Consider the following 14,780-nt stretch of genomic DNA (forward strand, 5'->3'; position numbering starts at 1 on the left):
GCGCCGATCGGAGGGTTCACTCGCTCTTTCTCGAAGCCACCTCGTTCCACCTTCCCTTTCAAATTTTTGATTAGCGCTGTAGCGTCATTTCCCCATCAGTAATTACCCACGATCTCTATCGAGCGCAGCTTCGGTGTCAGTGCGGAGGTTGTCGTGGGCCATGGCTAGAGAATTGGCGACACTGGCGACATCGGCGACAACCCACGTCGGATGTGCCCTGGAGCGTGGCGACAAAAGTGGCGACAGTCGCCACTTCTTGCCCCCTAATGCCCGGAATGCTTGACCGTCTTTTCGAGTGGGTATAAAAATTGGCGCACGGATCGCTGTCGTTGACAGCACCAGCCCAGGTAGCCAGAACCTTTAAGGCTACGCCACTTGCGTGGTGGATCTCCCGAAGTGCGATTAGCGTCCGGCGGCTCGCACGGTCACTCCCCAAGAGTGATGGATGCCTACTCGACTTAATCTGCCCACTGCGGCAGACGATGGACTTCCCTGCTGCGCTGCAGCAACCTCACCCTTCGGCACACTCAGCTGCGCCAATCCGCGCCCGTCTCTTTCTCCTGGAAAGAGACGGGCGCTCGTACCACTGCTGCAAGCCACGTCGTACAGGGCATTGCCGCAACTCTCCTCGTGACAATCGACCTGACAACTCCGATTCGTCGCTATCCGCAACGACACAGGCGCCGGTGCCGCAGCCCATGGAGAGGCTGCACCTGACTGACAGTCAGGCATGCCCCAGGTGTCCAGGTCTTTGCCTTCTCCCACCCAGGATCTGTAGGTGCCGAACTCGTCAGTCGGCACTGCCTCTGCCCGCCCGCATCTTCGGATGCGCTAAGGAGGCCAAGTTCATGGGGTCATGCCCTCGCTCCCGGTCGTAAGGAGCCGTTCGTTCCGCGTCAGTGAACACCTCACAGGTCGCAGGGGCCTTGATCCCTGATAACACTCAACAGCTGTGGCGGGAGTACGTGAGGACAACCAGCAATCACCGAGGAGAGGGCCCATGCAGCAGTTAGATCCGAAGCTTGAACTACCACGATCCCCTCGACCGTTAATCGAGTCGAATCCGGAGGCCGAACCTTATCCGGTGCAGGCGTTGGGGGGCATTCTTGGTCCCGCGGTCGAGCGCATGGCCGAGGTGATCGGCGTGCCTCAAGCACTGGCAGCACAATCGGTCTTGGCTGCCTCAGCGCTGGCCACTCAAGGTCATGCAGGCTTACACCTCGACGGAAGAAATTACCCCTTGTCGCTGTACCTGATCACGGTGGCCGCGTCAGGTGATCGCAAGACCGCCGCAGACAGGTTTGCATTGCTGCCAGCACGACAATGGGAGCGTGAACAGTGGCAGCGCTACCGCGAACAGCTCTCCCGGTACCGCGCCGCACAGCGACAGGCGCAGCGTATCAATCCTGCCGACCCCGACTCCGCAAATGACGTGCAGCTCGAAGCGGAGCCCTCTGCACCTCGGCTGATCACCACAGACCCGACTATCGAGGCCTTAATTAAGGGGCTCTGTCATGACTTGCCCAGCATGGGGCTGTTCTGTGATGAGGGCGGACAATTCCTCGGTAGCAGCACCATGAGTCGCGATAACCGTTTGAAAGCGATCACGACCTTGTCGTCACTCTGGGACGGGAGCCCGATTGATCGTGCTCGCTCCATGGTCGGTGAAAGCCTACGAGCCTACGATCGGCGCGTGAGCCTGCACCTGATGCTGCAACCGTACTTGGCCATGCAGTTACTCAGTGATCCGTTGCTGCAAGGGCAAGGCATCCTCGGTCGCTGTCTGATGACCTGGCCCACGAGTCTGGCTGGACAACGCAGCTACCAGGCTGTCGACTTGTCCAAAGACGCCGCACTAAAGCGATATCACCAACGCCTTTCGGCCCTGTTTCATCAGCCTTGGTCACTTTCCGCTGACGGTGCTCTCCAGCTATCACCGTTGAACCTCAGTCCATTGTCCCGTCGTCGCTGGATTGATTTGCATGACGCCATCGAAGCCCAGTTGGGTGAATTTGGGGAGCTGGCCAGCGTGCGGCCTAGCGGATCGAAAGCCGCCGACAACCTGCTGCGCGTCGCTGGCATTTTGGCCGTGGTGGAGGAGAGCAGTGTCGTGGAGGTCGATCATATCCAACGAGCCTCCGCTTTAATCGGCTACTACCTCAACGAGATCCAGCGCCTGACTGAACAGGAACCGGTGTGCCGGGTAAAGGAAGAGGCGGACCGGCTGCTGCGCTGGCTCAAGATCAAAGATTGGAAGCGCTTCAGTATTCGAGAGCTGAATCGCAACGGTCCCCGCTTTGCCCGTAAGAGCAGCCGTCATGCCGCTAAGCTGCTGGTCGAGTTGATTGATCATCAGTGGCTGATCACCGACGGGAATACCTTCGAGGTGCGCCATGTTCAATCTTGATGAGGCGCTGCGCAACCATCTGGCTCAGCGCCAAAAGGAGCCGAAAGCGCGGTTTGTCGCCGCGACTGTCGCCACTTTGTCGCCACGCTCAAAGCCAGGCAGGACAAGGGTTGTCGCCGCTGTCGCCGATGTCGCCACCACCCGTAAAGCTATCACCTCGACGACAGCCATCATCCAATGCTTGAAAGAGGAGGGCGCGCATCTCTATGTCACCGACAACACGCTGTGTTTTCGCCCGACTGATTGGGCTCAGCTCGCCATCGTGAGCGCGCACTGGCGAGCCCTTTTACATGATCTTGCTGCAGTCAATCAGGAGCAGAAAAATGGCTCGGGTCGGTAAGCGAGCTGGGCGCAATTTTGGTTTCGGTCGCCAGCTCAGCTATGCCGGACCGCAAGCCCTGAAAGAACTGTTTGGCGATGGCCATTTTGGTACCGTCAAAGCCCATAGCGATCGCTGGCAGGCCTTCGTGCAATGGTGTCGAACCGAAGAAGGACCGAGGCTCAATGACGCGCGACAGATCGACCGCGAGATCCTCATGCGGTACGCCGCCCACGTGCGCGAGCAGGTTAATCAGGGCAACGTCGGCATCGCCACCGCGCAGAATCGCCTGTCCAGTGTGAACCGAACCATAGCCGCGCTGCGCGGTGATCAGTACGTCAAAATCTCCAGTCCAAGTAAGGCGCTTGGCTTGCAGCGTTCAAGCGTTCGTAGTGAGGCGCCGCAAGGCCAAGACCGTGGGCAGGTCGGGCTGATTGCGCAAGCGCTGTCAGAGAGAGGCCAGCAACGAGTGACCGCAATTGTGCACTTGGCCCGGGAGACCGGCATGCGTTTGCGTGAGGCAATCTTGGCGGATCTGCTCCGACTGCAACGTGAAGCTCGGCAACTGGGCAAGATCAACATCCAGGATGGTACCAAGGGTGGTCGGTCAGGCGCATCGGCACCGCGTTGGATCGTGGTCACGGATCAAGTTCGCGATGCTCTGGCTAGGGCCTGCGAGGCGTTACCCAGTGGCAGTCGAAATTTGTTGGCACCCGATGAAAGCTACAAAGACTTCATACAAAAAGTCGTGCGGCCGGCACGGGACCTCCTGCATGAGCAGGGTCTGAAAGGCTTTCATGAACTGCGTGCGGCGTACGCCTGTGAGCGCTATGAGCAACTGACCGGCTTCCCTGCACCCATCAATGGCGGTCGTGGTTATAGAGAAGATCGTCAACTCGATCAGCGTGCACGACAGCAGATCAGTCATGAGTTGGGACATAACCGCATTGATGTGGTGAGTGCCTACATCGGAGGCCGGCGATGAAGTCCGAGTTCGATATAGCGTTGTTTCTGAGCCCCGTGCTCAAAGGTGCGCATGCCACGCGACAGCGGCACATCAGGCAAGCAGAAAGGATGCACGAGGTGCTTCGTGAGCGCTGGGGTTGCGCGACTCCTTGGTCTTGGAGGGAAAAACATGTGAGATGGTTTTTTGAGCACTATCTGAGTTGCTCAGCGCCCGCGACCGTCTATTACTATGCGTTAACAGCAGGATTGATCCGTCGCAGAAAGGCGCTACTCGTGGTTGTCTGATAGACGTTTTTAAGCGTGAGCCCCTGAGTATGGGAATGCGGAGCCTTCCCATACTCAGGGGCTTGGCTGAAGAGGCGCAGGCATACCAGCGATTTAGCGACAGTCGTCACTCCTTTCGCCCTGCTGCACGACACGGATTGTAGCCGGCGTTGCGTACCTTAGATGCTCAGCGAATCGGTACGACGTTGCGGTCCCTGGTTTGATTGATGGCCGATGCCGACAGGCTGCCGGTGGCCGCCTTCTGGATATGTTCACTCCACCAAGCCATCATCGGACGCCGGCGTTCGATGTAATCCGTCCGGTTGTAGGCGCTACGAACTTCGTCCTTGTCGACATGCGCCAGCGCGACCTCGATCAGCTCCGGATCCCAGCCATGCTCATTCAGGATGGTGCTCGCCATCGAGCGCAAGCCGTGGCTGACTAGACGGTCCTGAAAGCCCATGCGCTTCAATGCCATGTTGGCGGTCTGGCTATTGGCATGGGTGCGGGGATTTCTATCTGAGGGGAACACGTATTCTCTGTTACCGCTGAGTTGCTTGAGCGTCTCCAGTAACGAAATTGCCTGATCGGTAAGAGGGATTGTGTGCGGCCGACGCTTTTTCATGCGCTCTGGCGGAATGGTCCAAATGCGCTTGTCGAAGTCGATATCTGCCCATCGTGTGGTGGCTGCTTCGGCAGGGCGGGTCATCGTGTGCAACTGCCATTCGATCAGGCAGCGGGTCGTGCGCTTGATACTTGCGTTCGCGATTTCCATCATGAGCTCGGGAAGCTCCTCAGGTGGTAGCGCAGCCATGTTCTCTTTTTTAGGTTTCTTGAACACCGCCCGAATTCCATTGAGGGGGTTCGCAAAAATCAGCCCGGAGTTGACCCCGTAGGTCATGATCTCGTTGAGTCGTTGGCTCAATCGTTTGACGGTTTCGAGGCTTCCTTTGGCCTCGATTGGGCGAAGGATCTTGATAACCATCGGAGCAGTGATTTGAGAGAGCGGCGTTGTTTTCATGCTTGGGAAAACATGGAGCGTCAGCGATCTCCAAATGTCTTCGGCGTAGGCTTTGGTTACGGAGTCTTTCTTCAGCTCGAACCAGGCAGTGGCCACCTTCTCGAAAGTGTGTTCAGTCTCAGCAAGTTTGGCTTGCCTTACCTCATCACGCTGGGTTTTGGGATCAGTGCCCAAAGCAAGCAACTCACGCGCCTCTGCGGCTTTCTTCCGGGCGTTGGCTAGCGAGAGGTCAGGGTATGGACCAAGCGCCATGTTGATACGGCTTCTGGTCAACGGCTCGCGGTAATTGAAATTCCACATCATCGAGCCGCTGGCGCGTACTCGAAGCTGCAAGCCATCGCCGTCGCTGAGGACGAAGTCTTTACCAGTTGCCTTGATTGCCTTGAGCTGGCGATCGGAGAGGCGGGTTGCGTTAGTAGGCATGAGGGCTACCTCCAGCACCGTTTTGGTATCCTGAAAATAGCATTTGGCAGTCCGGGATACCACCTGGGATGCCAAAGCGCCTGGAACTCAGAAACCCTGCAAAGCCCCCATAAGCGCTGAAACCCCTGTATTCACTGGATTTCAGGCACAAAAAAAGACGTCCGTGGACGTCTTTAGATGATGAAATGGTGGAGCCGGGGGGATTTGAACCCCCGTCCGCCAGTACTCCGCTGTCGGTACTACATGCGTAGCCGTTTCTATTAAGTTAACCCTCAGCGACCCGAAGGGCAGGGTGCTTTGGGCGAGTTGTGTAAGTTTTAGCCGCTTCGTCCACAACGTACTGCACGGCGATTCTGTTCTATATGACAATCACTTTGGGTTTACAGACATCCCCTGGTGATTGCTGGACCCGAAGGTACCAGAAGCTCAGGATCTAAAGCTGCTTACGCAGCGAGAGAGAATTCCTGGCCGTAGGTTTCGTCATTGGCAACTATAAGTAGTTGCAACAGTGGATTTACGAGTTCTGTTACCAACTCGGCATGCACCTAAAGTTTCGCAACCGGCGTCGAATCCTAAACGGCCCCGAGCCTGTTGCTCTGTGAATCAAAGTGAGCAACAAGCACGCGTAGTGTACGCCAACGCGGCTCAGAAGGCCAACCCGAAGGTTGTCCATCGCACGTTACGGGGTGACCTGGTTGGCGAGTGACAATCCCTGGGTGGCCTCGGTGACGCATTTTTTGTCGTCCTTGGAGGCTTGTGACGCTTTGGCGCTGGCCAGCAGCCTTTTGACCTCCATTGTGGTGTTTGTAGAGGTCGGCGGCAGTGAGCTGACTTTATTTTCGAGCTCTTGCACCTTGCTCGTGCAAAGGCTGTTGTCCGCAGCAAATACGGGAGAGGCCAACATTGCAGCAGAAATCAACAGGCCAGCGAGTGCGGTACGTTTCATGGATATCTCCTTTACCTGATGGTCTCGGTGCTGCCGTGTGAACGAGCGGCTCGGCCGAGGTTGGAAAAATTAATCACGATTGATGGGGCCTACATAAAAGACTGCGGCGGAACGCAGTAATTCGGTTTTAGCAGAGTGGCTATGAAAAAATTGTTTGATAGAAGCAGAGGGGATATCGCTTCTTTTCACGGGTGACCTCTAGCGGACTCTCGCTCCGATGGACCCCGGGACTCGGGCGTGGGGGAAGTTTTCATGGCGACGCTGGCGGTGCACGCCTGACCAAGTCCCAGATGCAACAAAACCCGCAAATGGCGGGTTTTGTCGTCTTGCTTCGTACTGGATGGTGCCGGGGGCCCAGCAAGCCAACCCGAAGGTTGACCTCCTGCTGGTTTACTTCCCGCCTTTGTTCGCGTTCTTAAGGTCCTGGATGGTCTGGTTGGTCTCGGCGACGCAATCATCAATCCCTTTCTTGGTGCCTTTTGCATGATCGGCTTTGGCTTGCTTGACGCTATCCGCTACCTGATCAGCCATCTCTTGAGGAATCTGCGCTTGGGCATCTTCGATGGTTTGCAAGTTGACCGCACATTGGTCTTTTTCAGCGGCAAACGAGGTGGACGCCATCAGTGAGGCAGTAACGAACAGACCTAACAGTACAGAACGTTTCATGTGTATCTCCTTGAACTGAGGGTCCAGGCATCGCTGGCCATCAGGACGGGCTGCCGAGTTTAGGTAAAGCCCGGTCGTCCGGGCTTATTGGGTGGACTACGGCAGCGCATCAGGGTTCTATCTTTCTTGCATGACCCTGGCCTGCGTTACCCGATCCACCAGATAGACTAGCCCGTGGTAGTCAATTCCGCCGTGTTGCGTCAGCCCGATTTCACAGGTGCGGCTGGTCGAAATCCCCTCGCTGCACTGCTGCACCGCATCCTTGAGCGTGCGCAACGAGTGTGCGTTCAGTTCTGGCGTCGTGAAGCCCTTATCCCCCGCAAAACCGCAGCAATGAATGCCTTCGGGAATGACCACGTTTTTACTGCATTTACGCGCCAGATCAATCAGCGCCTGGCTCTCGCCAAGGTGCTGGGTGCTGCAGGTGACGTGCACTGCAATAGGCGCCTCCTGCGGTGTGAAGTCGAGCCGATCCATCAAGTGCGTACGGATAAAACGCACCGGGTCGTACAGGTCCAGGCGCACATCGCCCAGGTCCTGAACCAGCCGTAACGTACACGGACTGGTGTCGCAATAGATCGGATCGAGTCCGCCGCGACTGGCATGCAGCAACGCGCCGATCAGTTCCTGGCGTTTGTGTTCGGCCTGTTCGGCATAACCCTTGGAGGCAAACGGCTGACCGCAGCAGAGGCTGTCCTGATTGTCCGGGAAGACCACTTGATAGCCGGCCTTTTCCAGCAACCCACGGGTTTTGTCGTACAGCGACATCTGCTCTTTATCACCCGCCGCCGGGCCCATGACCCGCGAGACACAGGCGGCGAGATACACCACCCGAGGACGCTCGTCCGACACGATCGGGCTGAAGCGAATAGCTTTTTCCGGTTGCGGCATCGCGTTGGTCCATTGCGGGACCTGGCCCTTGGACAACTTCGTCAACGTCGCCGACAGCTTCGCCAGGCGTGGTGCGCCCAGCAGCATCCGCGCACCGTTGGCCACGTGCAGGGTGAAGCGAGCACCTTGCAGTGCGGTGGCGAAATTTCCTTCAAGCCAGTTGGCGGTTTTCGTATGCGTCGCGTTGCGGGCGCGGAGCTTTTTCACCAGCTCGCCGGTATTGATGCCTACAGGGCAGCGTTGCGCGCACAGGCCGGTGGCGGCGCAGGTGTCGATGCCTTGATATTCATAGGCGGCTTCAAGCTCGGAAGTGTCGACGCCTGCGCGTTTCTTCGCCTGGATATCCCGCCAGATCACGATGCGCTGGCGCGGGCTCAGGGTCAGGCCTTTCGATGGGCAGACCGGTTCGCAGAAGCCGCACTCGATGCACTTATCGACAATCTCGTCGGCGGCCGGCAGAGGTTTCAGGTGCTTGAGGTGGATCTGCGGATCTTCGCTGAGCACCACGTCCGGGTTGAGGATGCCGTTGGGGTCGAGCAGGCGTTTGAGCTGCCACATCAGTTGATAGGCGTCGCTGCCCCATTCCAGCTCAACGAACGGCGCCATGTTGCGACCGGTGCCATGTTCGGCCTTCAGCGAGCCGCCGAATTCCACCGCCACCAACTGCGCCACGTCGTCCATGAACGCCTGGTAGCGTGCGACTTCGTCCGGGTTGTTGAAGCCTTGGGTGAAGACGAAGTGCAGATTACCTTCCAGCGCGTGTCCGAAAAGGATCGCTTCGTCGTAGTGATGTTTATCGAACAACTCGATCAGGCGGTTCACGCCGATTGCCAGTTGTTCCACCGGGAAGGTCACGTCTTCGATGATCACCGTGGTGCCGGTTTTGCGCACCGCGCCGACGGCGGGGAAGGTGTCTTTGCGGATCGCCCAGAGCCGGGCGTTCTCGACCGGGTCTTCGGTGAAGTCGACCTGTTTTTCCACAGGGAACGAAGCCAGCGACGCCATGATCTGTGCCAATTGTTCCTGCAGCAAAGTGGACGATGCCGCGCGGGATTCAATCAGCAGCGCGCAGGCATTGTTCGACAGCTGTTGTACGAAAGCCGGCATGCCGGGCTTGTCCTGCACCGAGCGCAGGCTGCGACGATCGAGCAGCTCCACCGCGGACACCGGTTGGCTTTTCAGCACGGTGACAGCGTTGCAGCAGGTTTCCACATCCGGGAACACGATCAGCGCCGAGGCTTTGTTCGGGTGGTCGATGACCGTGTCGTAGGTCACGGCGCTGATGAAACCAAGCGTGCCTTCGGAGCCGACCAGCAAGTGGCTCAAGATATCCACAGGCTCGTCGAAATCCACCAGCGCATTGAGCGACAGTCCGGTGGTATTTTTCAGACGGTATTTGTGGCGGATTCGCGCAGCCAGTTCGGCATTGGCGCGGGTCTCGCGGCCCAATGTCGCCAGGCGGTCCAACAGGGCGGCATGACTTTGGCGAAACGCGGCAACACTCGCTGCATCTTCTGTATCGAGACGGCTGCCATCGGCGAGCACCAGACGAATACCGGCCAGCGTGTGGTAAGTGTTTTGCGCCGTGCCGCAGCACATGCCGCTGGCGTTGTTGGCGACGATGCCGCCGATTTTGCAGGCGTTGATCGACGCCGGGTCCGGGCCGATCTTGCGGCCGAACGGGGCCAGCCACGCGTTGGCCTGCGCGCCGATCACGCCCGGTTGCAGGCGGATTTGCATGCCTTGGTCACGAATCTCGCGACCGTTCCAGTTATCCCCCAGTACGATCAACACCGAATCGCTGATGGCCTGGCCGGACAGGCTGGTACCGGCGGCGCGGAAGGTCACGGGGACGTGATCGCGCTGGGCCAGTTTCAACAGCGCCACCACTTCGTCTTCGGACTCGACGCGGATCACCAGTTTCGGAATCAGCCGATAGAAACTGGCGTCGGTGCCGAAGGCCAAAGTCGACAGCGGGTCGTCGAAACGCCGTGCCTGAGGGATCAGTTGCTGCGCATCTCGCAGGAAAGCCGCCGGTAGACTCATTGGTCCTCCAGAATCAAAACCACCAGGTCTTTGGGACCATGTGCGCCATAGGCCAGGACTTGCTCGATGTCCGCGGTTTTCGACGGGCCGGATACCAGCAACGCATTGGTCGGCATGCCTTGGGCCCATTCGAATTCCTGTTGCACCTGATAGAAGTTATCGCGGATTTCGCTGGCCTTGAGCAGGGCGAAATGCACCGGTGGCACCAGGCTCATCAGGCGTGGCTCTTCGCGCGTCGGCCAGAGAATCAGGCTGCCCGTGGCGGCGATGGCGCCGAGGGTGGTGGTCAGGCTGGCCGGTGTGTCGTTGAACAGCTCGGTTTTCCATTCTTCAACCGGGCGGTCGTAGGACTTGAGCGTCGGCAGCTCCTGATTTTTCGCCCAGTGCTGAGTGACACGTTGGCCGTGAGGCGTCGTCGGTGCGATCAACAGGCTCGGCAATTGACGATCCCGCAACAACTGAGCAAGCAACGCAGGCCAGCCTTCACCGGACGTCAGGTGGATTTCGGTGTGCACCGCTTCCATCAATTTGCGCAGTTGCGGGATGCGTTGCTCGGCGGTGTAGGTGTAGGGCGCTGTCACCAGTTCGACGTCGAAATCGTCGGGCACCGGCGTGGTGCCGGTCAGACTATTGCGCAACTTGGCGAGGATGTTTTGCTTGGCGCTCATCAACGATCTCCCTGTTTGGCCAAATGCTCGCGAGCCATGTCATGCAGTGAGCGGGCGGCGGGTTTCGGCGCGCTGTGGTTTTGCGTCCACGGGCCAACGTTGCTAGGCGCGAGCGCACGCAGGCGCGTGGCAAAGAAGCCGAACAAACGATACAGCGTTGGCGAGCTGTTGAGTTTGGCCCAGGCGTTCCAGATAAAGCGTTCCTTGCGTGAATACTTGCTGCCCTGGCCGCGCATGACTTGATGCGGGCTGTCCGGGGCTTTGACGTTCTCTTCGCGTAGGCGCCGCAGCAATGCAGGGATAGGAATTTTTACCGGGCAGACTTCGCCGCAAGCGCCACACAGCGACGACGCGCTTGGGTGGTCCGGGACTTTCGCCAGGCCAACCATGTGCGGGGTGATGATTTTTCCGATAGGTCCCGGGTAAACCTCGCCGTAGGCGTGGCCACCGATTCGAGTGTAGACCGGGCAATGATTCATACACGCGCCGCAGCGGATGCAGTTCAGGGTCTGGCGCAATTCGCTGTCGGCGAAAGCCTGGCTACGACCGTTGTCGAGCAGCACCAGATGTACTTCCTGGGGGCCGTCGAGTTCATGTGCCTTGCGCGGGCCGGAGATCATGTTGACGTAGGTGGTGATCGGCTGGCCGAGGGCCGAGCGGGTCAGCAGCGACAACAGCGGCACCACATCGCGCAGGTTTTCCACGACTTTTTCGATGCCGGTGACGGCGATGTGAACCGGCGGCACGGTGGTGGTCATGCGACCGTTGCCTTCGTTTTCCACCAGCAGCAGGGTGCCGGTTTCGGCCACGGCGAAGTTGACGCCGGAGACGCCGATGTCCGCTTCGAAGAATTTCTGCCGCAAGACTTTGCGACCGATCTGAATGAGTTGGTCAACGTCCTTGGTGTATTCCACGCCAAGTTTGTCGTGGAACAAGGACGCGACCTGACCGGCGTTCTTGTGGATCGCCGGCATAATAATGTGTGAAGGCTTCTCGTGGTCGAGCTGGACGATGTACTCGCCCATGTCCGATTCCAGGCATTCAATGCCCTGTTCAGCGAGGAAGTGATTCATCTCCATCTCTTCGCTGACCATCGATTTGCCCTTGATCACTTGCCGCCCCTCGTGAGCGCGGATGATCGAGAGGACGATGCCATTGGCTTCGTCCACCGTTTCCGCCCAGTGCACTGTCACACCGTTGCGGGTCAGGTTCTGTTCAAGCTGCTCGAGCAGGTCGGGCAACCTGGATAACGCACGGGCGCGGACAGCATTGCCCAGCGCGCGCAAATGTTCTCTTTCGTGGGCATCGCTGAAGGACGCTGCCCGTTTGGTCATCAGGGAATCCATCGCAGTGCGAAAGTTGTTTCGCAATTGCTTGTCGTCCAAAGCCTTGTGAGCCCGGACGCGAAAATCTTCTTCCACGGCAACCGTAGGAATAATCGCAGAGGCGTTCATTGAGCACCTCCGGTTCGCTGCCAGAGGAAACTGGCCAGGTGTTGGCCGCGCAACGCTTCCTGCTGTTTCTCCAGCGAGCCGTTGATGTTCATCAGGCAACCGCAATCGGCACTCAGTACCTTGTGTGCGCCGGATTCCTTCAACGACCGGGTCTTGTCAGCCACCATCGCGCCGGAAATGTCTGGCATACGGACGCTGAACGTCCCGCCGAAGCCACAACATTCGCTTTCGTGATCGTGATTGACCCGCTCCACGTTGCTCAATTGCGCCAACAACTCGCGACCGTGCAGGTGGGTGTTCATTTCACGGCGCGCCGAGCACGACGTGTGCAACGCTACTTTCACCGGTTTGCCGCTGTCCTTGAGCTGCACCTTGCAGACAAACAACAGGAACTCGGCCAACTCGTAAGTCCGGGCGGCCAGCGCCTGAACCTGTTTCAACGTCTGCGGCTCGTCCTTGAACAAGTCGGCATAGTGTTCGCGCAACATCCCGGCACAAGAACCTGAAGGCACCACCACCGGATAATCCCCGGCGAACAACGCCAGTTGCGAGCGCGCCACGGTCCGGGCCTGCTCGGTGTAACCGGAGGTGTAGGCCGGTTGTCCGCAGCAGCTTTGCCCTTGCGGGTACTCGACACGAATGCCTTCGCGCTCCAGCAAGTGAATCGCGTCCATCCCGGCTTCGGGGTAGAACAAATCCACCACGCAAGTCCCGAACAGGTAGACCCGGGACGGTTTTTCGCTGGGGTATTGCCGAGGCTCGGGCAGTGGCGGGGCGACACGAGTCGCGTTCGGCACGGCGTTGTAAAAAAGCTCGCTCATCAGGCGTGTCTCCGGGTGGGCCCGGTTATCCGTCCGCTGAGGCTGCTGAATATAGAGAGGCAAGCTTTCAGCAGCCTTACAGACCGGGTGGTGAATTGCTGACGCCGGAGTCGTGGTCCGGCGTCGGTTTTTGCGTTTTGCCGTGCAGGTCTTAGTGCACCAGCATGCCGGTGAACCAGTAGGCCTGAGCCAGGGTGATCAAGCCGACGATGGTTGCGAAGAAAAGGCTGTGCTTGAGGGTGAAGCGGAACAGGTCCGATTCCTTGCCCACCAGACCGGTCGCGGCGCAGGCCACGGCGATCGATTGCGGCGAGATCATCTTGCCGGTCACGCCACCACTGGTGTTGGCCGCCACCAGCAGCACATCGTTGACGCCGATCTGGTGTGCGGTGGTCGCTTGCAACGAACTGAACAGCGCGTTGGACGAGGTATCGGAACCGGTCAGGAATACGCCCAGCCAGCCAAGGAACGGCGAGAAGAACGGGAACGCGGCGCCGGTGCCGGCCAGTACCAGGGCCATGGTCGACGACATGCCTGAGTAGTTGGTGACGAAGGCAAAGGCCAACACCATACCGATCGACAGAATCGGCCAGCGCAGCTCGTAGAAGGTCTCTCTCAAAGTGGTCAGACCAGTTTTGATATTGATCTTCAGCACCAGCATCGAGATCAGCGCGGAGAAGAAAATCGCCGTGCCGGTCGCGGAAATCGGATCGAGTTTGAACACCGCTGGAATGGCGGTCGGTGCCGTCACGATCGGCGCGACCTTGATCACCATTTGGTCCAGGTGCGGGATGGCGAAGTTGAACACCCAGCTGTACATCGAGCCGCCGGCGGCAAACATTGCCTTGAACGGTTTGAGGGTCCAGATGGTGACCAGAACGGTGAGGATCAGGAACGGCGACCAGGCTTTGAAAATTTCACCGAAGCTGAAAGGCGAAGCCACGGTGGTGCGTGGCTGGCCGAAACCGCCAGCGCTGGCCGTCACCACGGAGGCCGAGACGGCACCGGCGATATGTTGGCCTGCGGCGCGTTTTGGCTGCCAGACTTTCAGGAACAGCGTCAGGGAAATCAGGCTGACCAGCGCCGAGGTGATGTCCGGCAACTCGGGGCCGATGAAGTTCGACGTGAAGTATTGGGTGATGGCAAAGCTCAGACCCGCCACCAGCGCGGCCGGCCAGGTTTCCCGCACGCCACGCATGCCGTCCATCATGAACACCAGCCAGAACGGCACGAACAGCGACAACAGCGGCAGCTGGCGGCCGGTCATGGCGCCGATCTTGAACGCGTCGATGCCGGTCACTTGCCCGGCGACGATGATCGGAATACCCAAGGCACCGAAAGCGACTGGCGCGGTGTTGGCGATCAGGCACAGGCCGGCTGCGTACAGCGGGTTGAAGCCCAGCCCTACCAGCAGGGCGGCGGTAATCGCGACCGGAGCACCGAAACCGGCGGCCCCTTCCAGGAACGCGCCGAAGCAGAAGCCGATCAACAGAACCTGCAAGCGCTGGTCATCGGTGATCGACAGCACGGAGCTGCGGATCACTTCGAACTGGCCACTCTTGACCGTCAGTTTGTAGAGGAACACCGCCGCGACGATGATCCACGCAATGGGCCACAGTCCGTAGGCAAAGCCATAGCCTGCGGCGGCGAAGGCCATGTCGACCGGCATCTTGAAAGCGAAGATGGCGACGGCGATGGACAAGGCCAGCGTGATGCTGCCCGCCACGTGCCCTTTGAGCCGGAACACGGCCAATGCCAAAAAGAAAAACACGATGGGAATAACGGCCGCGAGCGCAGAGACGCCGAGGCTGCCGAGCGGGGTATAGAGCTGTTGCCAGGTTTGCATATGGGGTGGCCCCTAATTGTTGTTGGTCAGGCACTGGTCAGC

At 58.9% G+C, this 14,780-nt stretch carries 12 protein-coding genes and 1 other RNA gene; 4 read left to right on the forward strand and 9 right to left on the reverse strand.

Annotation, left to right across the window (positions count from 1 at the left end; genetic code table 11):
• The first annotated feature begins 1,000 nt into the window (after positions 1 to 1,000).
• The 4 genes from K5K95_RS12720 to K5K95_RS33045 are packed head-to-tail and all read left to right on the forward strand — an operon-like array spanning position 1,001 to position 3,977.
• On the forward strand, positions 1,001 to 2,407 hold the full coding sequence (locus tag K5K95_RS12720; RefSeq protein WP_222589719.1) for a YfjI family protein: 1,407 nt from the start codon (positions 1,001 to 1,003) through the stop codon (positions 2,405 to 2,407).
• Positions 2,394 to 2,747, forward strand: coding sequence for a hypothetical protein (locus K5K95_RS12725; protein ID WP_222589720.1), 354 nt, complete (start codon positions 2,394 to 2,396; stop codon positions 2,745 to 2,747). The genes K5K95_RS12720 and K5K95_RS12725 overlap by 14 nt, the downstream gene beginning before the upstream one ends.
• Positions 2,731 to 3,711: an integrase domain-containing protein gene (locus K5K95_RS12730; RefSeq protein ID WP_222589721.1), complete on the forward strand. Its 981-nt coding sequence runs from the start codon at positions 2,731 to 2,733 to the stop codon at positions 3,709 to 3,711. Before K5K95_RS12725 ends, K5K95_RS12730 begins: the two co-directional genes overlap by 17 nt.
• Entirely contained in the window at positions 3,708 to 3,977 is a 270-nt protein-coding gene (locus K5K95_RS33045; RefSeq protein WP_261398150.1) for a hypothetical protein, read from the forward strand. Before K5K95_RS12730 ends, K5K95_RS33045 begins: the two co-directional genes overlap by 4 nt.
• 166 nt (positions 3,978 to 4,143) lie before the next feature.
• On the opposite strand, the gene K5K95_RS12735 is transcribed toward K5K95_RS33045, so the two are convergent.
• The 9 genes from K5K95_RS12735 to K5K95_RS12775 form a co-directional block, all read right to left on the reverse strand.
• Positions 4,144 to 5,400: an integrase domain-containing protein gene (locus K5K95_RS12735; protein ID WP_222589722.1), complete on the reverse strand. Its 1,257-nt coding sequence runs from the start codon at positions 5,398 to 5,400 to the stop codon at positions 4,144 to 4,146.
• Positions 5,401 to 5,586: 186 nt separating this feature from the next.
• Positions 5,587 to 5,984, reverse strand: a transfer-messenger RNA (tmRNA) gene (ssrA, locus tag K5K95_RS12740).
• A gap of 95 nt (positions 5,985 to 6,079) precedes the next feature.
• On the reverse strand, positions 6,080 to 6,346 hold the full coding sequence (locus tag K5K95_RS12745) for a hypothetical protein (protein ID WP_222589723.1): 267 nt from the start codon (positions 6,344 to 6,346) through the stop codon (positions 6,080 to 6,082).
• 390 nt (positions 6,347 to 6,736) lie between these two features.
• Complete coding sequence (locus K5K95_RS12750) at positions 6,737 to 7,012, reverse strand: hypothetical protein (RefSeq protein WP_222589724.1); 276 nt, start codon at positions 7,010 to 7,012, stop codon at positions 6,737 to 6,739.
• A 117-nt stretch (positions 7,013 to 7,129) separates the two neighbouring features.
• Entirely contained in the window at positions 7,130 to 9,949 is a 2,820-nt protein-coding gene (locus tag K5K95_RS12755; protein WP_222589725.1) for an FAD-binding and (Fe-S)-binding domain-containing protein, read from the reverse strand.
• Positions 9,946 to 10,617 carry a lactate utilization protein C gene (locus K5K95_RS12760; RefSeq protein ID WP_222589726.1) on the reverse strand — a complete coding sequence of 224 codons (672 nt, stop codon included), beginning with the start codon at positions 10,615 to 10,617 and terminating at the stop codon, positions 9,946 to 9,948. Before K5K95_RS12760 ends, K5K95_RS12755 begins: the two co-directional genes overlap by 4 nt.
• Positions 10,617 to 12,071 carry a LutB/LldF family L-lactate oxidation iron-sulfur protein gene (locus K5K95_RS12765; protein ID WP_222589727.1) on the reverse strand — a complete coding sequence of 485 codons (1,455 nt, stop codon included), beginning with the start codon at positions 12,069 to 12,071 and terminating at the stop codon, positions 10,617 to 10,619. The genes K5K95_RS12760 and K5K95_RS12765 overlap by 1 nt, the downstream gene beginning before the upstream one ends.
• On the reverse strand, positions 12,068 to 12,892 hold the full coding sequence (locus K5K95_RS12770; RefSeq protein ID WP_090175688.1) for a (Fe-S)-binding protein: 825 nt from the start codon (positions 12,890 to 12,892) through the stop codon (positions 12,068 to 12,070). The genes K5K95_RS12765 and K5K95_RS12770 overlap by 4 nt, the downstream gene beginning before the upstream one ends.
• 151 nt (positions 12,893 to 13,043) lie before the next feature.
• Entirely contained in the window at positions 13,044 to 14,738 is a 1,695-nt protein-coding gene (locus K5K95_RS12775; protein WP_222589728.1) for a lactate permease LctP family transporter, read from the reverse strand.
• Positions 14,739 to 14,780 lie beyond the last annotated feature (42 nt).

Source organism: Pseudomonas sp. DR48, assembly GCF_019823085.1.
Taxonomy (GTDB): Bacteria; Pseudomonadota; Gammaproteobacteria; order Pseudomonadales; family Pseudomonadaceae; genus Aquipseudomonas.

What these genes read in the sequence shown, in the direction of transcription:
- K5K95_RS12735 (WP_222589722.1), bottom strand. Translation starts at nt 5,400, where the DNA reads ATGCCTACTAACGCAACCCGCCTCTCCGATCGCCAGCTCAAGGCAATC.
- K5K95_RS12745 (WP_222589723.1), bottom strand. Translation starts at nt 6,346, where the DNA reads ATGAAACGTACCGCACTCGCTGGCCTGTTGATTTCTGCTGCAATGTTG.
- K5K95_RS12755 (WP_222589725.1), bottom strand. Translation starts at nt 9,949, where the DNA reads ATGAGTCTACCGGCGGCTTTCCTGCGAGATGCGCAGCAACTGATCCCT.
- K5K95_RS12765 (WP_222589727.1), bottom strand. Translation starts at nt 12,071, where the DNA reads ATGAACGCCTCTGCGATTATTCCTACGGTTGCCGTGGAAGAAGATTTT.
- K5K95_RS12720 (WP_222589719.1), top strand. Translation starts at nt 1,001, where the DNA reads ATGCAGCAGTTAGATCCGAAGCTTGAACTACCACGATCCCCTCGACCG.
- K5K95_RS33045 (WP_261398150.1), top strand. Translation starts at nt 3,708, where the DNA reads ATGAAGTCCGAGTTCGATATAGCGTTGTTTCTGAGCCCCGTGCTCAAA.
- K5K95_RS12725 (WP_222589720.1), top strand. Translation starts at nt 2,394, where the DNA reads ATGTTCAATCTTGATGAGGCGCTGCGCAACCATCTGGCTCAGCGCCAA.
- K5K95_RS12760 (WP_222589726.1), bottom strand. Translation starts at nt 10,617, where the DNA reads ATGAGCGCCAAGCAAAACATCCTCGCCAAGTTGCGCAATAGTCTGACC.
- K5K95_RS12770 (WP_090175688.1), bottom strand. Translation starts at nt 12,892, where the DNA reads ATGAGCGAGCTTTTTTACAACGCCGTGCCGAACGCGACTCGTGTCGCC.
- K5K95_RS12775 (WP_222589728.1), bottom strand. Translation starts at nt 14,738, where the DNA reads ATGCAAACCTGGCAACAGCTCTATACCCCGCTCGGCAGCCTCGGCGTC.
- K5K95_RS12730 (WP_222589721.1), top strand. Translation starts at nt 2,731, where the DNA reads ATGGCTCGGGTCGGTAAGCGAGCTGGGCGCAATTTTGGTTTCGGTCGC.
- K5K95_RS12750 (WP_222589724.1), bottom strand. Translation starts at nt 7,012, where the DNA reads ATGAAACGTTCTGTACTGTTAGGTCTGTTCGTTACTGCCTCACTGATG.